We start from the raw sequence: 14,610 nt of genomic DNA, 5'->3' as shown, positions 1-14,610 counted from the left end.
TTGAGGAGGAAACAATGAAGAAAAAACATTTGATGTTACTCATTTCAATTATCTCGCTGATCGTGATGGCAGCCTGTGGAAAATCAGAAGCAGTTTCAAACGAAGGCGGAAGCGGAGGAAAGAATAAGTACAAAATTACAATCAACAACGGACTTCAGGAAGATTCAAGTATGCACGAAGGGTTAATGAGATTCAAAGAGGTGGCAGAGGAAAAATCAAATGGCCAATTACAAATTGAAGTTTTCTCTGGTGCGACCTTATATGCCTCTGATCGTGAAGCAATTGAGGCGGTTCAAAATGGAAATATTGAGATGACCGTTCCGCCTACAGCAGCATTAGCTGGGTTTAGTAAGGATTTTATGGTCCTTGATTCTCTATTCCTTTTTGATGAGGTTGAGAATGCACGTGCAGCGCTGGATGGTGAATTAGGAGAACAACTTTTGGACACTTTACCGCCTCTCGGTCTTAGAGGACTAAGCTGGGGAGAAGCAGGTATGCGTCAAATTACGAATAACAAAGGTCCTATTGAAAAGGTAGAAGATTTGAAAGGATTGAAGTTCAGAGTTCAAGAAAATCCCCTTCATATTGATAGTTTCAACGAATTGGGTGCTAACGCATCACCATTTGCTTATGGAGAAGTTTATTCTGCATTACAACAAAATGTTTTTAATGCAATGGAGACTCCGTTGAATCTTATCGACAAAGACCACTTTTATGAAGTACAAGATTATTTAACTATTTCTAATCATGTTTATACCGGTGAAGTTCTACTTATTAATGATAATTTCTTTACTGGTTTACCCGAAGAATTACAAAAGGCACTAACTGAAGCCGCTGAAACTTTTACCGAATACCAAAGACCATTAGCCTTTGAAGAAGTTAAAGATTCATATGATGTAGTGTCAGACCATATGGAAATTAACGAATTATCATCAGATCAAAAGAAAGAGTTTGTTGAACAACTCGCTCCTGTATACGAGAAATATAAAGCAGAGTTCGGTGACCTGCTCGAATTGGCTCAATCTTATAATTGACTTTATTTTTAAGCAGGAGGAGGTTGTGCCATGAAGTTATCTACTTTTTTTGATAAAAAAGTTGAAGAAGTAATTTTAGTAATCACTTTAGTACTCATGGTAGCCCTCATTTTCTCCCAGGTTAGTCTACGTGCCTTATCGCTTGGTTCTTTAACGTTTGGGGATGAATTAAGTCGGTATTTGCATATTTTGCAGGTATGGATAGGGGCTAGCCTAGCAATCAGAAAAGGGGAACATATACGGATCACATTTTTCGTAAATCTATTTTCTGGGAGAATGAAAATGGCATTAGATTTACTAGCTATCATAAGTTGGTTTGCTTTTGCCCTTTTTATTGCAGTAGAGGGGACTAGCTTTATAAACGGTATTTTTCATTCAGGGCAAACGAGTCCTTCTATGGGAATTCCAATGTGGATACCATATATATCCATCCCACTCGGTGGGCTACTTATGAGCATCCGGTTGATACAGCAAATATTTTTGATTGTCAAAAATCAACCGGAAGATAAGGAGTTGGTTTAAATAACTATACTCACTTTGTTTCTAAGTTTTTTTATACTTATGTTAATAGGAGTTCCCATAGCTGTATCGCTCGGATTCTCGGCACTAATCACAATGGCACTATCAACCCCTATACCGTTGAGTACGATTGTTCAAAAGGCGTTTACATCAATAGATTCATTTACTCTATTAGCTGTACCGTTCTTTATTTTAACAGGGGTATTAATGGGACATGGCGGTATCTCAAAGCGATTACTCAATCTTGCGAATGTACTCACCGGATTTTTAATAGGCGGATTAGCAATGGTGACGGTATTGGCAAGTATGTTCTTTGCAGCAATTTCCGGTTCCGGTCCGGCAACTGTTTCAGCTATTGGATCTATCATCATACCAACGATGAAACAACAAAAGTATGATACAGGATTTGCCTCTGCAATTACGGCTGCTGCCGGATCTATCGGGGTCATTATTCCCCCAAGTATCCCAATGATCATGTTTGGTATCATAGGTGGAGTGTCAATCGGGGGATTATTCTTGGCCGGGATTATTCCGGGAATATTGGTGGGGATTAGTCTAATGTTGACAGCTTACCTTATTTCAAAAAAGAATGGCTATAAGGGTACGGGAAAAATTCCGACATTCAAGGCTGTATTAAAAGCGACAAACGAAGCCAAGTTATCACTGTTAGTTCCAGTTATTATACTGGGGGGGATTTATTCAGGGTTATTTTCCCCTACTGAATCAGCGGTTGTTGGTTGTGTTTATGCATTAATTGTAGGAGGGCTTGTTTATAAAGAGCTGTCGTGGAAAAAGGTTTATGAATCTTTTGCTGAAACTGCAATGATTAATGTCACAGTAATCATCATTGTCAGTTTCTCAGTATCATTTGCCTATTTACTAACAATCGAAAGAATACCAGGAACGATTGCTACATTTTTAGTTGGTTTGACTGATAATCCTATTATGATTTTATTATTAATAAACCTATTTCTATTAGTAGTAGGTATGTTTTTAGACACAATTTCTGCGATTGTTATTGTAACCCCAATTTTATTGCCAATCGCGACCCAGATAGGGTTAGATCCTATACATTTTGGTATCATTATGATCACCAATTTAGCAATAGGTTATGTGACTCCTCCTTTAGGAGTGAATTTATTTGTAGCATCTAATATAGCTAAGGTATCAGTAGAACGCGTAATTAAAGGAGTTCTTCCATTCATTTTGGCGATGATTATAACTGTAATCATGGTTATATTAATCCCGGGTCTTTCGATGTTCTTGCCAAACTTGATGAATAAGTAAAGCTTTAATAGGAAATCCATAATCAAGGTGCAGAAATAAGAGAGCCGGCTGGGAAAGTAATACGCACAAATTGGTTTTTTGATATTGATTTCAGATAGTGAAAGTTCGAGTTTTCAATGGAATTGAGTGAACTGGTTCATAAAGAATCTTTTCCTTAGAACAACTAGCAAATATGAGCATGATAGCTTGCGATTCCGATGTAATTGGGTAAACATTCCTTCAATTACATCGGAAATATCCTTTTGTCATTAATGAAAAGTGTGCCCAGACAACGATGGTATAGCCGGACTGGCATGAAGTATTCATCTGATAAGCCGACGGGATTATTGGAAGGTCACAAAGGGGGGTTACTGAGGTAATTTCGAGCCAGTATCCTTTTGAGGTTGAATTCAAAACAAAATGCATATGGATGCTTTCTTTGATAGCGGAATGGATTCAGCATGAATTGACATGGGGCTAAGCACCAAGGGGCGGCTTTTTGTGATATTACAAAGCTTAGTTCATTTGATAGTAGTATTTAAATGGTATTTTACTAGAAGGTCGGAGTAGTGACATCAAACTTAACCGAGTGAATTGTGGGAACGTTGGATCTCAAATTTTTTAATATTTCTAAAAAAGGAGGAAATTAAGCATGACAAAGGTTGTATCCCATGAAGATTTAAAAGAACTGGTTGTCAAGAAACTTTGCGAAGAAAGCGTGCGCCAAGAGGAAGCGGAAATTGTAGCTGACGTTCTTATACATGCAAATTTACGCGGCGTTGATTCACACGGAGTTATGAAAACTGAGCATTACGTGAAGCGGATTCAAGGGGGAGGATTAAATATTGATTCCAATCCCCAAATAGAGAAGAGCAGTGATACTACCGCTGTGTATAATGGCGACAATGGTTTTGGCCATGTTATTGCGAAACATTCAATGGATTTAGCCATTCAAATGGCTAAAGATCATGGTATCGGAGTGGTAGGGGTGAAACGCAGCAGCCATTGTGGTGCCCTTTCTTACTTTGTTAAGCAAGCGTTAGATGAAAAATTAATTGGTGTTGCAATGACCCATACAGAAACAGCCGTCATCCCGTTCGGTGCAGCTGAACCATACTTTGGTACGAATCCAATTGCCTTTGGCTTTCCTACAAATAATGAAGAGCCAATTATTTTTGATTTTGCAACAAGTAAAGTAGCATTCGGGAAAGTGTTAAATGCAATAGATCATGGTCAACAAATCCCGGCAGACTGGGGTGTCGACGAAGAGGGGAATCAAACGACAGATCCTAGCAAGGTATCCTATTTACACCCATTTGGTGAAGCGAAAGGTTATGGTTTAGGTTTTATTGTTGAAATATTTGCGGGTCTCTTAACGGGCTCTGCATTCGGACCTCACATAACAAAAATGTATGTAGATTATAGTAAAGCACTTGATATTGGACATTTTTTTATGGTACTCGATCCGGCCAAGTTTATTGCTGCAGAAGATTTTTTAAATAACCTAGACTGTATGATTCGAGAGATTCATTCATTAAAACCGTCGAAGGGCTTTACTAAGGTACTCGTTCCAGGCGAACCAGAAGTAATTCAAGAAAAAATACGACGTGTGGACGGAATTCCACTGCCTGAATCCGTTTTTCGTTATCTGAATCAATCGGTAAAACTTTCATGAATGAGTAATAAATCCATTCATCTATGTATGTAAAATCCCTATTAAGTGTTTTCGTGCTTCCATGTTGATTTGATTATTAAATCTCGACTAATTTCTATACTTCCCTGAAATAATTTGGGGAAGTGTTTTTTTTATGATCTACTAAAAAAAACTGCTCACCAACCGGTAAAAAGCCCCCAGGAGCTTCCCCGCCAATAGTTATTTTTGTATGAAATTAGGAAACATCGGATGGATTCAAAGGGAAAGCAGCCAAACGGAAATAGAATACCAGGATGCCCTGAATGAATACAGTCAAGGGGAAGCTCAAAGAGGGCAAGCGTACGTATGGACCTGGCCTTATTCAAGTGCGCCTTCAACAGACGAATGAAGCCGTAATCGCCCACCAGTTCCTCGTTATGAAGTTTGAAAAGATCCTGCGGGGTACCTATTTCCCTTTTTTCATTTGATAAGTTGTTTAATATTTTGGCTGCATTTACATCTAAAATAATGAAGTAGTTTAATTCTACGTGTTATTCCACTAATACCTATGTTGAGTAAGTTAGCTTTTACGACTGCTGGTCTATTTCGCCCCCAGTCTTTTTCAAGGCTCTTTGCAGCTGATAAATCTTCATCATCCCAATTAGTCCAGCTAAGAGTGCCCCCAATAGGACTGAACCAATAATGACTAGGATTAGTGGCCACTCTGCTTTTCCAAATAAATAATTGACCGTTACAGGTTCAACATTGATAACTGAAAAAACCGCAATTATTAAAACCACAATCAGTGCGGATATTAAGTTCCATTGTCTTTTCATAAGTCACCTCACTAAGCTTTTGAACCATTATATAATTATGGATAACTAAGGACAATCAAAGTTTCTATGGAGCGTTTTTGGTATTTAAAACTTCAACGTTAATAAACCGTTGTTCGGATGAATTAATCTTCACCTGGCAGACAATCGGGCTTGAAGGCGGTATTATGTCGATAAACCTTCCATCGCCGGCTTCATTATTTACTAATAAAGCATGATAGGAGCGTGATGAGGTACAATTCATCCGCTCTTTTTTTGGAAAAAGTTTAAAAAGCCAGTTAAAATATAACCATCATTCAACCGAGAGATGGGGGACGTTCAGATGGATGTATTGCTGGAAAAGGTCTTTGTCGGACAGCCGAAAACCGTTGGAGAAAAGAACGCTGTTTTACCTATGGACCGTGAGTGGAGAAGCGGGATTTTCAAAGAACCTGTTAGTGGTCCCATCTGGCTTGGAGAAACAAATTTGGCTGGAGACAAGCAGGCAGATTTAAAACATCATGGCGGCCGGGAAAAGGCAGTATTTGCCTATCCTTCAGAGCATTATTTGTATTGGAAAAAAGAGCTGCCTGATACGGAGATTTTTCCGAGTGGAATGGGTGAGAACTTTTTGCTGAAAAATCAGCTGGAGGCATCTGTCGCAATCGGAGATATATACGAGATTGGCGACGCGGTCATTCAGGTATCGCAGCCGAGACAGCCTTGTTGGAAGCCCGCCCGCAGGTTTAAAATAAAAAACTTGGCGCTGTTTTTGCAAAATACAGGGCGGACTGGCTGGTATTACAGGGTTTTAAAAGAAGGGGACGTGGAAGCCGGGCAGGTGCTGACACTGGTTGAGCGGTCATACCCGCAATGGACTATCGAAAAGTGTAATACAATCATGCATATGGATAAAGATAATTTGGAAGAGGCAAGGAAGTTGTCCCAGTGTGATCTTTTGTCATCCAACTGGACAGCCACTTTGAGAAAGCGGGTGGAAAAAGGAGAGAATCCTGATTTGCGGAAAAGAGTGATTGGGCCAAACGAGTGATATTTGACTGCATCTTTGTGCAAGCTCGCTGCTGAAATGTACGTGATCGGAGGTTAATCGCACGAGTTAAGCCCGGTATTGCATGGATTGTGGCGTTGATGGCACGAGTTTAATCAGTGATTGCACGAATTCGGTTTAGAATTGCATGAGTTTAATCAGTGATTGCACGAATTCATCACAAATTTACAGGAATTCTGTGAGCGGCTCTCCAAATTTTACTATACAATTACAATAAGCATCTAAGAAAGGATTCGGATGACCTTGGACCTTATTTTGACATTTATCATTTTGGCAGTCACGATCATTTTATTCATGTCCAATAAAATACGGGCGGATCTGGTGGCCGTCATGGCCTTACTGGCATTTGTGTTGACAGGAATCTTAAGCCCGAATGAGGCCCTTGTTGGTTTTTCTAACTCGGTTGTTATCATGGTAGCCGGACTATTCATTATCGGTGCAGGAATTTTACGTACAGGTCTTGCACAGATGGCCAGCAACTTTGTGCTCCGTTCCGCGGGGGACAGCGAAAAAAGGCTGTTTGTCATCTTACTTGTTATTGTCGCGTTTATAGGAACCTTCATGAGCAATACAGGTACAGTCGCCATCATGCTTCCGATTGTGGTGAGTATCGCTATTAGTATCAACAGCAGCCCGTCGAAATTTTTAATACCGCTGTCTTACGTAGCGAGTTTTTCAGGCCTGTTAACGCTGATTGCTTCACCCGCAAACTTGATTGCCAGTCAGACGCTTGTAGAAAACGGTTATGAAAAATTGAGCTTTTTTGCCATCACACCAGTCGGTCTTGTTGGTGTTGTTACAGGAATTATCTATTTGTATTTTGTGAGAAATAAATTGCTTCCGAAAGGGAAGAACCGAGGAAACGCCGAGGACGAACATCAGCTGTCACCTGAAAAACTCGTGGCTGATTACCAATTGGGAGGAAGATTATTTCTTGTAAGGGTACCGGAAGAATCGGAAATGGTCGGACAAAGACTGACCGAATTGAAAACTCCGGAAGCCTATCAATTATATATTTTAAAGATTGTTAGAAAGTCGGCGGAAGGTTTGAACTTATTGCCGATGACCTACCACGAAATGGCCGGTCCTAAAAGTGTCATTCAACCGAAAGATATTTTATACGTTCAGGGCACTTTGAAAAATGTCGAGAGAATGGTGGCGGATTTTGGTTTAATGTTCGAGGAAGAGGAGTCCGAAGCAGATGAATTGGTATCAAAGCAGCTTGGAATAGCTGAAGTACTGCTGACACCTCATTCTAAGTTAATCAATCAGACGGCCAAGAGCATCGGGTTTAGGGAAAAGTATAACTTGAACATCTTAGGGATCAACCGTCAGGGGCAATACGTTCTAAAAGAGCCGGCAAAGCAGAGGCTCCGTTTTGGGGATGCGCTGCTGGTGCAGGGGTCCTGGGCATCGATTGAGCTGCTGGCAAGGGAGACGAATGATGTAGTTGTCGTCGGACAGCCCCAGGAACATGCCAGCGCAGCGTCGGCAAGTGGGAAAGCGCCGATTGCGGCGGCCATTATCCTGATGATGGTAATCCTTATGGTTTTCGAGATTTTTCCGACAGTCATTTCTGTTTTGATTGGAGCTGTTTTGATGATTTTGACTGGCTGTCTCCGGAATATGGATGACGCATATGGCCAGGTCAACTTCGAAACAATTGTGCTCGTCGCCGCCATGCTGCCAATTGCTACAGCCCTTGAAAAGACGGGCGGAATCATGCTTTTGTCAGAAGGGATTATCAAGACGCTAGGCGGCTTGGGCAGTTTAGGAGTATTTGCAGGTATCTATTTGCTGGCAATGACATTCGGACAATTTATCAGCAATACGGCAACAGCCGTCTTGTTTGCACCGATAGCCATGAATGCGGCATTGACGATCGACGCCAATCCATATACGTTTCTGATTGGAGTAGCGGTGGCTTCTAATATGGCGTTCGCCACACCGGTTGCATCCCCTACAAACGCCATGGTCATGACGGCGGGGGGTTACAAAGTATCCGACTTTGTTAAAATTGGTCTGCCGTTAATGGCGGTAGTCTTCGTGGTTATGTTGTTTACAATTCCGTTCTTCTTTCCGTTGTAAATAGAAAAGCGAGGGCGGCTGCCTAGGGGCGCCCGGAGCTGGACATAGCAAAAAAAGGGTCAGGCCCCCATTGCGTTAACGCAGTGGGGGCCTGACCTCTTATACATACCTCCGCAGCACAGCATCGACCTGCCCACCGTATGTTTCTCCGAATATGTTCAGGTGGACAAGCAGGTAATAGAGCTGGTACAGCGGCTTGATGTCCTCGTAATAGTCAGCGAGTGGGAATTGGCTGGCATATGCTTCATAAAAGGCGGTCGCGAAACCGCCGAAAAGTTCCGTAAAGGCAAGTTCGAAATGCCTGTCCCCGTATAAAAAGGAGGGGTCGATCAGATATGGCTCTCCTCCAGGACCTGCCAGCCAATTACCGCCCCAAAGGTCCCCGTGCAAATAAGAAGGCGGAACGTCCCGAGGAACCCAGTCTTCCAACCGTTCAAGGAGCTTTTCCAGTTGCTCCTGCCGTCTGCCTGCTATCGAATGCTTCCGAACCCCTAGTTCAAGCTGGGCACGAAGCCTGCGGTCACGGTAATAGTCTAGCCAGTTGGAAAAAAGTCCATTTGGTTGCGGAAGGGTCCCAATAAACGTGTCTTTTTCAAAGCCGTGTTTTGCTCCATAATTTTGGTGCATAGCAGCCAGCCGCTCTCCCAACTTCACTTGAGTTTCAGATGTTCCGTGCCCCTCCACCCATTCCATGATCAGAAAAGCCTCCCCTTTTTTATCAGAAAAAGCGAGGACCTTCGGCACTGAGATGGATAGGGTTTCCCTTATCAGCCGCAATCCTGCGGCCTCCAGCTCGAAAAAGCCGACCGGTGAATCAGCATGATGCTTTACAAAATACCTGTCACACTGTGTTTCTACGAGAAAACTCTCATTGATGGAGCCGCCTGCGACCCGATTCATATTATTGATCGTTGAATGGTCGTTTGCTTTATGTAGAGCTTGTTTAATGATATTGTCCACAAAAAACGCCTCCAGTATTGGAAAAAACAGGCGAGATGCCTGTTTTATACTCTTTTAATATAAAGGCCGCTGGGAAATTCCTCCAGCTGATACAGAAGTAAGCTCACTTTCTACGAAAGCCTAACGTCTTCCTGATTTACATCATACATCTCTTCAATTTCTTTTGAAAATAAAAACTTCCTAGCATCAAGCAGATTCTCCACAATCAAGGAAGAGGTGTTGGCGCCAGTTGTATCCTCGACAAGGTTGCCAACTTTGGCAGTCTTGTTGATAAAGCTCTTGAAATATTTCTGGCAGATTCCTTTTGATTTCGGAAAAGCGGTCTGGTTCCTTGGGACAAAGCGATAGGTAATGGATGATCAATCCATTAAACTTTTTCCCTAACATTTGAATAGAAGCTTCCAAATAAGGGCAAATCTCCATCATATTCATCACCTTGAAGAGATAATAAGGTGGTATAGAAAATATACTGACTATAAAAAATATACCATGTGTAAAACATTTGCTGTCTCCGGATACATTTATCCTTTACAATGTCTATATAGATGTATGCAGCATGGATTTTTCAGGAGGAAATTGGATGAAAAAAGTAGTGTCAGGATTAATTGTTTGCTTCACTTTGTTAGCTATTTTCGGCTGCTCCAAAAACAATGAAATATATGAAAAGATGATGGAGCAGGGATTGCTTCAGATTGAAAAAGAGGAGTATGCCAGCGCGGAAAACTTTTTTGAAAAGGCACTGGACGAAAAGCCCAAAGATGAAAAAGCGACTAAATTAATTAAACAAACTCAACAGATGATAATAGCTCAAAAAGAATTTGATGAAGGTGATTTTGAAGCTGCGAAGAGTTCAGCGGAAAAAGTTGAAAAAGTTGAAGATGGTTCCGAAGCGCTTCAAGAAAAAGCAAAGAGTCTAATAGGTCAAATGGAAAAAATGGAGAAGGAAAAAGAAGAATATACCGCGAGCTTTGATGAAGCAAAGCAGCACCATGAGCAAGGGGAGTTTGATGACTCTCTAGGTATTCTTGATAAGGTTTTGGAAAATGATCTCGGCCATCCGTTCTTCAGCGAACTTAAAGAAGAAATCGATACCTTAAAAGGCGAAGTAAGGGACGCTAAAGAAATAGCTCTTGCTGAAGCGGAAGCTAAGGCAAAAGCGGAGGCTGAAGCGAAGGCCAAGGCAGAAGCCGAAGCAAAAGCTAAAGCAGAGGCAGAAGCCAAAGCAGCAGCTGAAAAAGCTGAAATAGAAAGAAAAGCTGCGGAAGAAAAAGCGAAGCAAGAAGCTCAATCCAAAGATATCGGAGCGGCCGGGGGATACTGGTTGACAGAGGACCGTACGGAGGCCTGTCATCTCACATCGACCTATCTTGCATGTGCGGTAAAACAGTCAGACGTCATCTTTAAAAATGATATTTTCAATATTAATCATATAAGCAGCACAGAAATTGAGTTGACCTTCAGCTTTGGCCACAAATCCCGCATTACTTTGTCAGGGAACAATGTCCTACAGGGAGAAAGCGGACGGATGAACCGCGTGTCTAAAGAAGAGGCCAATAGCATCTACGATGGTTATTATGAGCTTCCGTGATACGGGCACTCGAAAGCCGCAAATAGAATGTGAAAAGGCGTCCGCGCAATAGGGCTCCGCCCCGAAATAGAACAATAATAAAAATAAGAGCTCCTCTGAGGGAGCTCTCTTCTCATTAGAAAAGAAGTACAAAATAATGAAGAATTAACTTTTCGAAATAAAGTTTTCTATGTCTAGCTCCGACGGATAGGAGGTCCTAGTGCCACCGCCGCACAGGAAGTGCTAGTGCAAGCGAAGCGACAGGATGTCGCGCCCTGAGCCTGCCGAAGCCACAGGGTGTGGCGTCCCGAGGCGGCCAGGCGCCATCGGCTTGAGGTCACAAGCTGCAAGGAAGCCATCAGGATGAATGTACTCCTGCGTCATTGCTTATCCGAGGAAGCCTTGTTTAGCTCGTCTCAAAGCTGCATGAAGCATATTCAAAGAAGTTTATCACGATGTAATTAAGTAAGCAGCTTTGCTATGGTGGCTAAAAAGCTCCTCATCAAAATTCGTCTTGTGCTTGGCGCCTAAGGCTGCGCGCCTTACGCTTTTCTTTATTTCATGACATATTGCATGGACTTGACGATTCCTAGATGAATGCCGTCATGCCAGGTGACGAATTGCAGTGCCGCGTCTACGGTATCCAACTTCAAATAACGGATGTCAACTGTTTCGGATGCTGTTTTATCCAATTTTCCATTAAAATACTCCATGATACGTTCACCCTGCTTTTTTAATGCATCCATAATTTCTTCGACAGCAGGGGGTTCTTCTTCCCATTTAAACGGGCTTGTACCATCAATAAAAAAGTCAAACCATTTGGGATGGATGATTTCGTAATTTTTATCGGCTTTGTTTAAGTATTCTTCAGCCGTAACATACATGTGCCCGGCGTTCCACCGGATTGTATTTGGAAAGCCTTCAATCCGCTCGTCCCAAGTACCTTCCTTCGTATTCCTCAACGCAATTAATAAAGCGGCGCGAGAATATTCGAACATATGTAATGTCTCCATCTCTATCAACACCCTTTATCTTTGTTTTACAACATTATATTCTAGTGTTACAGGGACTTCCAATCTTTTGACTTATTCAATCTTTCTATGACTTTGATGAACATAATAAGAAAATGGCAAGGCGTGCAGCCTTAGGTGACAAGCACAAGGCGAATTTTGAAGAGGAAGCTCTCAATGCGCTATATCCTGTCGCTTCGCTTGCACTAGCAAGTCGGTGGCACTAGGACCTCCTGTCCGTCGGAGCTAGACTTAACACATACTAGTTTGTATAGAACCTGGTCAAATTTTATAATTTCTTTACCTGTTTACTTTATAAAAAGGTGAATGGAGGGTGTTTATGCAAAATATAGTAATAATCGGAGGCGGAATCGGAGGGCTCTGCACAGCGCTCATGCTCCAAAAAAATGGATTCCGCGCCGAATTATATGAATCAGCCACTTCCATAAAAGCGATTGGAGCAGGGCTTGGAGTTGGCTCTAACGCACTGCGCGCCTTATATGAAGCAGGGGTCGGTCACCAGTTGGAGGAAAAGGGGAACCGGCTGGATTATATGATTTTTCAAAATCAACGTGGCAAAACACTAAATCAAATGGACCTTACAAAGCTTGCTGATGAATTCAGGCTAAGCAGTTATACGATACACCGCGCTGATTTGCACAATATTTTATTTAGGGCTATTAAACCGGGGACTGTTCACTTGAAAAAGAAATGTGTGGATTTCAAGCAGGATGGGGAAAAAGTGACTGTGTTTTTTGAAGATGGAACAAACGTGCAAGCGGATATTGTGATTGCTGCGGACGGTATCCATTCGATGTTCCGCACAAGGCTTGTCCAAAATTCTCAGCCGCGTTATGCTGGTTACACATGTTGGCGCGGAGTTGTCAGCACGGATGACCCTCTAATACATAGTCACACAGCTTATGAATTGTGGGGGCAGGAGGGGCGATTTGGTATTGTTCCGCTAAAAGACAACAGAATCTACTGGTTTGCCTGCGTAAACACCAAACCTGGGAATCCAGTCTATCAAGCGTTCAGCGTCAGAGATGTCGCAAATACTTTTTTACAGTTTCCCAAGCATGTGACAGAGTTGATCGAGTCAACAAAGGAGAAAGATCTGCTTCATCATGATATGCTGGACATTAAACCACTGAAACAATTCGCCTTTGGCCGTGTGGTATTATTGGGGGATGCGGCCCACGCTACGACACCGAATATGGGACAGGGAGCAGGGCAGGCAATGGAAGATGCCATTGTACTGGCAAAAAGCTTAAAAGAGTCACAGAGCTACGAGGAAGCATTCCGACAGTATGAACGGGAGCGGGTGACTCGGACAGCAAAGATCATCACCATGTCCAGGCAGATCGGTGCGGCAGCCCAATTCGGGAACCCTATTGCGATAAAAATCAGAGACACCTTATTTCAAATGGTTCCATCAGGATTGTTATTAAAAAACTTCCGATTCTTGTTGGATGTAGACTTTTCTTAGGAAGAAGTTATGAAAGTTGTTTATCAATTATATATACATTTTACGACAAAAGTTTGTAAGCGCTTAAATTGGGAGAAAATTAGGATGACGTTTCCTCTTTTTTCAAGTATAATCCTGAATCATAAGGTATTTAGATATGGAGAGTGCATCGGATTGAAAACGATAACAGTTAAAGACTTGATCGATAGATTTTCATTAGAGGTTTTGGCGGGGGAAGAGCATCTGGATCGGAAAATCACCACAAACAGAGCCCACCGCCCAGGTTTGGAATTTGTCGGCTATTTCGATTTTTTCCCAACAGAGCTAGTTCAGGTGCTTGGAGTAAAAGAGCTTACATTTTTAAAAAAATTAAGCGAGGACGAGCAGAAGCTTCGGATCGGGAACATCGTGAATTATCATCCACCTTGTTTCATCATCACAGCAAGTCAGGAGGCGCCGTGCTATTTGATGGAATCCTGCATACAGGAAAGGATTCCCCTGTTGCGTACTGATGATGATCCGACGTCCGAATTTGTCAGGAAAATGGATGCCTATTTAATTAAGGCTTTGGCTCCGGAAATATCCATCCACGGCGTTTGTGTAAATGTATCGGGTATCGGAGTCCTGCTGCGTGGAAAATCCGGCATCGGAAAGAGTGAGACCGCCCATACGTTGATCCGAAGGGGGCACAGGCTGGTAGCAGATGATATTGTGACCTTGAAAAAGCTCGGGCCTCAGACGCTGCTTGGCACACACGATAATAATACGAGGGAGCTGCTTGCTTTAAGAAGCATTGGACTGGTCAATGTTGTCCGCCTGTACGGAAGGGAAGCGTTCCAGGATCATTCAAGGATTGTATTGGACATCGAGTTGACGAAATGGGATGAGGATTCCCTGAACAATGAATTGGAGCTTGAGCCTCAGTTTACAGATTATATGGGAGTTAAAATTCCTCATATTGAGATTCAGCTCCAGCCAGGACGTGATGTGGCAGGGCTCATTGAAGCGGCTGCCAACAACTGGTACCTCCAACGTGAGGGATACAGCGCGGCGGAAGAATTTTCAAAGCGGTTGGGAATCGATCAAAAATTTTAAACAAAAAACAGACGGAAGCTTTTGAAGTGACCCCGAAAAGTTAGACATATTTTTTTTTAAGCAACTTTCAAGGTCTGAACTCGGTATTC

Annotated in this window: 13 protein-coding genes; 10 read left to right on the top strand and 3 right to left on the bottom strand. The window is 42.3% G+C overall.

Features of this window, described 5'->3' with window-relative positions; translation table 11 throughout:
* Positions 1-14: 14 nt before the first annotated feature.
* The 5 genes from D4T97_RS20150 (at position 15) to D4T97_RS20630 (ending at position 4,940) form a co-directional block, all read left to right on the top strand.
* Positions 15-1,034 carry a TRAP transporter substrate-binding protein gene (locus D4T97_RS20150; protein ID WP_126052580.1) on the top strand — a complete coding sequence of 340 codons (1,020 nt, stop codon included), beginning with the start codon at positions 15-17 and terminating at the stop codon, positions 1,032-1,034.
* Positions 1,035-1,064: 30 nt separating this feature from the next.
* Positions 1,065-1,556 (top strand): TRAP transporter small permease, encoded by a 492-nt coding sequence (locus D4T97_RS20145; RefSeq protein WP_126052579.1) that lies wholly within the window; start codon positions 1,065-1,067, stop codon positions 1,554-1,556.
* Positions 1,557-2,840, top strand: a complete 1,284-nt coding sequence (locus D4T97_RS20140; RefSeq protein WP_126052578.1) for a TRAP transporter large permease — start codon at positions 1,557-1,559, stop codon at positions 2,838-2,840. It abuts the gene before it with no gap.
* Between the two features lie 631 nt (positions 2,841-3,471).
* Positions 3,472-4,494, top strand: a complete 1,023-nt coding sequence (gene allD, locus D4T97_RS20135) for an ureidoglycolate dehydrogenase (protein ID WP_126052577.1) — start codon at positions 3,472-3,474, stop codon at positions 4,492-4,494.
* A 281-nt stretch (positions 4,495-4,775) separates the two neighbouring features.
* The gene (locus D4T97_RS20630) at positions 4,776-4,940 is read left to right on the top strand and encodes a hypothetical protein (RefSeq protein ID WP_164525668.1); all 165 of its coding nucleotides are present in this window, start codon (positions 4,776-4,778) and stop codon (positions 4,938-4,940) included.
* A 99-nt stretch (positions 4,941-5,039) separates the two neighbouring features.
* Here D4T97_RS20630 and D4T97_RS20130 read toward each other — a convergent pair whose 3' ends face one another.
* Positions 5,040-5,288 carry a LapA family protein gene (locus D4T97_RS20130; RefSeq protein ID WP_126052576.1) on the bottom strand — a complete coding sequence of 83 codons (249 nt, stop codon included), beginning with the start codon at positions 5,286-5,288 and terminating at the stop codon, positions 5,040-5,042.
* A 319-nt stretch (positions 5,289-5,607) separates the two neighbouring features.
* On the opposite strand from D4T97_RS20130, the gene D4T97_RS20125 reads away from it, so the two are divergent.
* Together D4T97_RS20125 and D4T97_RS20120 are read left to right on the top strand one after the other, a co-directional pair.
* Positions 5,608-6,315, top strand: a complete 708-nt coding sequence (locus tag D4T97_RS20125; RefSeq protein ID WP_126052575.1) for an MOSC domain-containing protein — start codon at positions 5,608-5,610, stop codon at positions 6,313-6,315.
* Positions 6,316-6,570: 255 nt separating this feature from the next.
* Positions 6,571-8,421: an SLC13 family permease gene (locus D4T97_RS20120; RefSeq protein ID WP_126052574.1), complete on the top strand. Its 1,851-nt coding sequence runs from the start codon at positions 6,571-6,573 to the stop codon at positions 8,419-8,421.
* Positions 8,422-8,520: 99 nt separating this feature from the next.
* Here D4T97_RS20120 and D4T97_RS20115 read toward each other — a convergent pair whose 3' ends face one another.
* Positions 8,521-9,381, bottom strand: coding sequence for a fructosamine kinase family protein (locus D4T97_RS20115; protein WP_126052573.1), 861 nt, complete (start codon positions 9,379-9,381; stop codon positions 8,521-8,523).
* 580 nt (positions 9,382-9,961) lie between these two features.
* Between D4T97_RS20115 and D4T97_RS20680 the strand changes: the two genes are divergently transcribed.
* On the top strand, positions 9,962-10,969 hold the full coding sequence (locus D4T97_RS20680) for an outer membrane protein assembly factor BamD (RefSeq protein WP_206435597.1): 1,008 nt from the start codon (positions 9,962-9,964) through the stop codon (positions 10,967-10,969).
* A 533-nt stretch (positions 10,970-11,502) separates the two neighbouring features.
* On the opposite strand, the gene D4T97_RS20105 is transcribed toward D4T97_RS20680, so the two are convergent.
* On the bottom strand, positions 11,503-11,961 hold the full coding sequence (locus D4T97_RS20105) for a DinB family protein (protein WP_126052572.1): 459 nt from the start codon (positions 11,959-11,961) through the stop codon (positions 11,503-11,505).
* Between the two features lie 337 nt (positions 11,962-12,298).
* Between D4T97_RS20105 and D4T97_RS20100 the strand changes: the two genes are divergently transcribed.
* Complete coding sequence (locus D4T97_RS20100) at positions 12,299-13,447, top strand: FAD-dependent monooxygenase (RefSeq protein ID WP_126052571.1); 1,149 nt, start codon at positions 12,299-12,301, stop codon at positions 13,445-13,447.
* Between the two features lie 153 nt (positions 13,448-13,600).
* Entirely contained in the window at positions 13,601-14,521 is a 921-nt protein-coding gene (gene hprK / locus D4T97_RS20095) for an HPr(Ser) kinase/phosphatase (RefSeq protein WP_126052570.1), read from the top strand.
* Positions 14,522-14,610 lie beyond the last annotated feature (89 nt).

The sequence above is a fragment of the Siminovitchia acidinfaciens genome (assembly GCF_003605385.1).
In the GTDB taxonomy this organism is placed as follows: domain Bacteria; phylum Bacillota; class Bacilli; order Bacillales; family Bacillaceae_C; genus Siminovitchia; species Siminovitchia acidinfaciens.
The sequence above is the reverse complement of the archived record's forward strand: the minus strand, read 5'-3'. Positions and strand labels throughout refer to the sequence as shown.

What these genes read in the sequence shown, in the direction of transcription:
- D4T97_RS20150 (WP_126052580.1), top strand. Translation starts at nt 15, where the DNA reads ATGAAGAAAAAACATTTGATGTTACTCATTTCAATTATCTCGCTGATC.
- D4T97_RS20145 (WP_126052579.1), top strand. Translation starts at nt 1,065, where the DNA reads ATGAAGTTATCTACTTTTTTTGATAAAAAAGTTGAAGAAGTAATTTTA.
- allD (WP_126052577.1), top strand. Translation starts at nt 3,472, where the DNA reads ATGACAAAGGTTGTATCCCATGAAGATTTAAAAGAACTGGTTGTCAAG.
- D4T97_RS20630 (WP_164525668.1), top strand. Translation starts at nt 4,776, where the DNA reads ATGAATACAGTCAAGGGGAAGCTCAAAGAGGGCAAGCGTACGTATGGA.
- D4T97_RS20130 (WP_126052576.1), bottom strand. Translation starts at nt 5,288, where the DNA reads ATGAAAAGACAATGGAACTTAATATCCGCACTGATTGTGGTTTTAATA.
- D4T97_RS20125 (WP_126052575.1), top strand. Translation starts at nt 5,608, where the DNA reads ATGGATGTATTGCTGGAAAAGGTCTTTGTCGGACAGCCGAAAACCGTT.
- D4T97_RS20120 (WP_126052574.1), top strand. Translation starts at nt 6,571, where the DNA reads ATGACCTTGGACCTTATTTTGACATTTATCATTTTGGCAGTCACGATC.
- D4T97_RS20680 (WP_206435597.1), top strand. Translation starts at nt 9,962, where the DNA reads ATGAAAAAAGTAGTGTCAGGATTAATTGTTTGCTTCACTTTGTTAGCT.
- D4T97_RS20105 (WP_126052572.1), bottom strand. Translation starts at nt 11,961, where the DNA reads ATGGAGACATTACATATGTTCGAATATTCTCGCGCCGCTTTATTAATT.
- D4T97_RS20100 (WP_126052571.1), top strand. Translation starts at nt 12,299, where the DNA reads ATGCAAAATATAGTAATAATCGGAGGCGGAATCGGAGGGCTCTGCACA.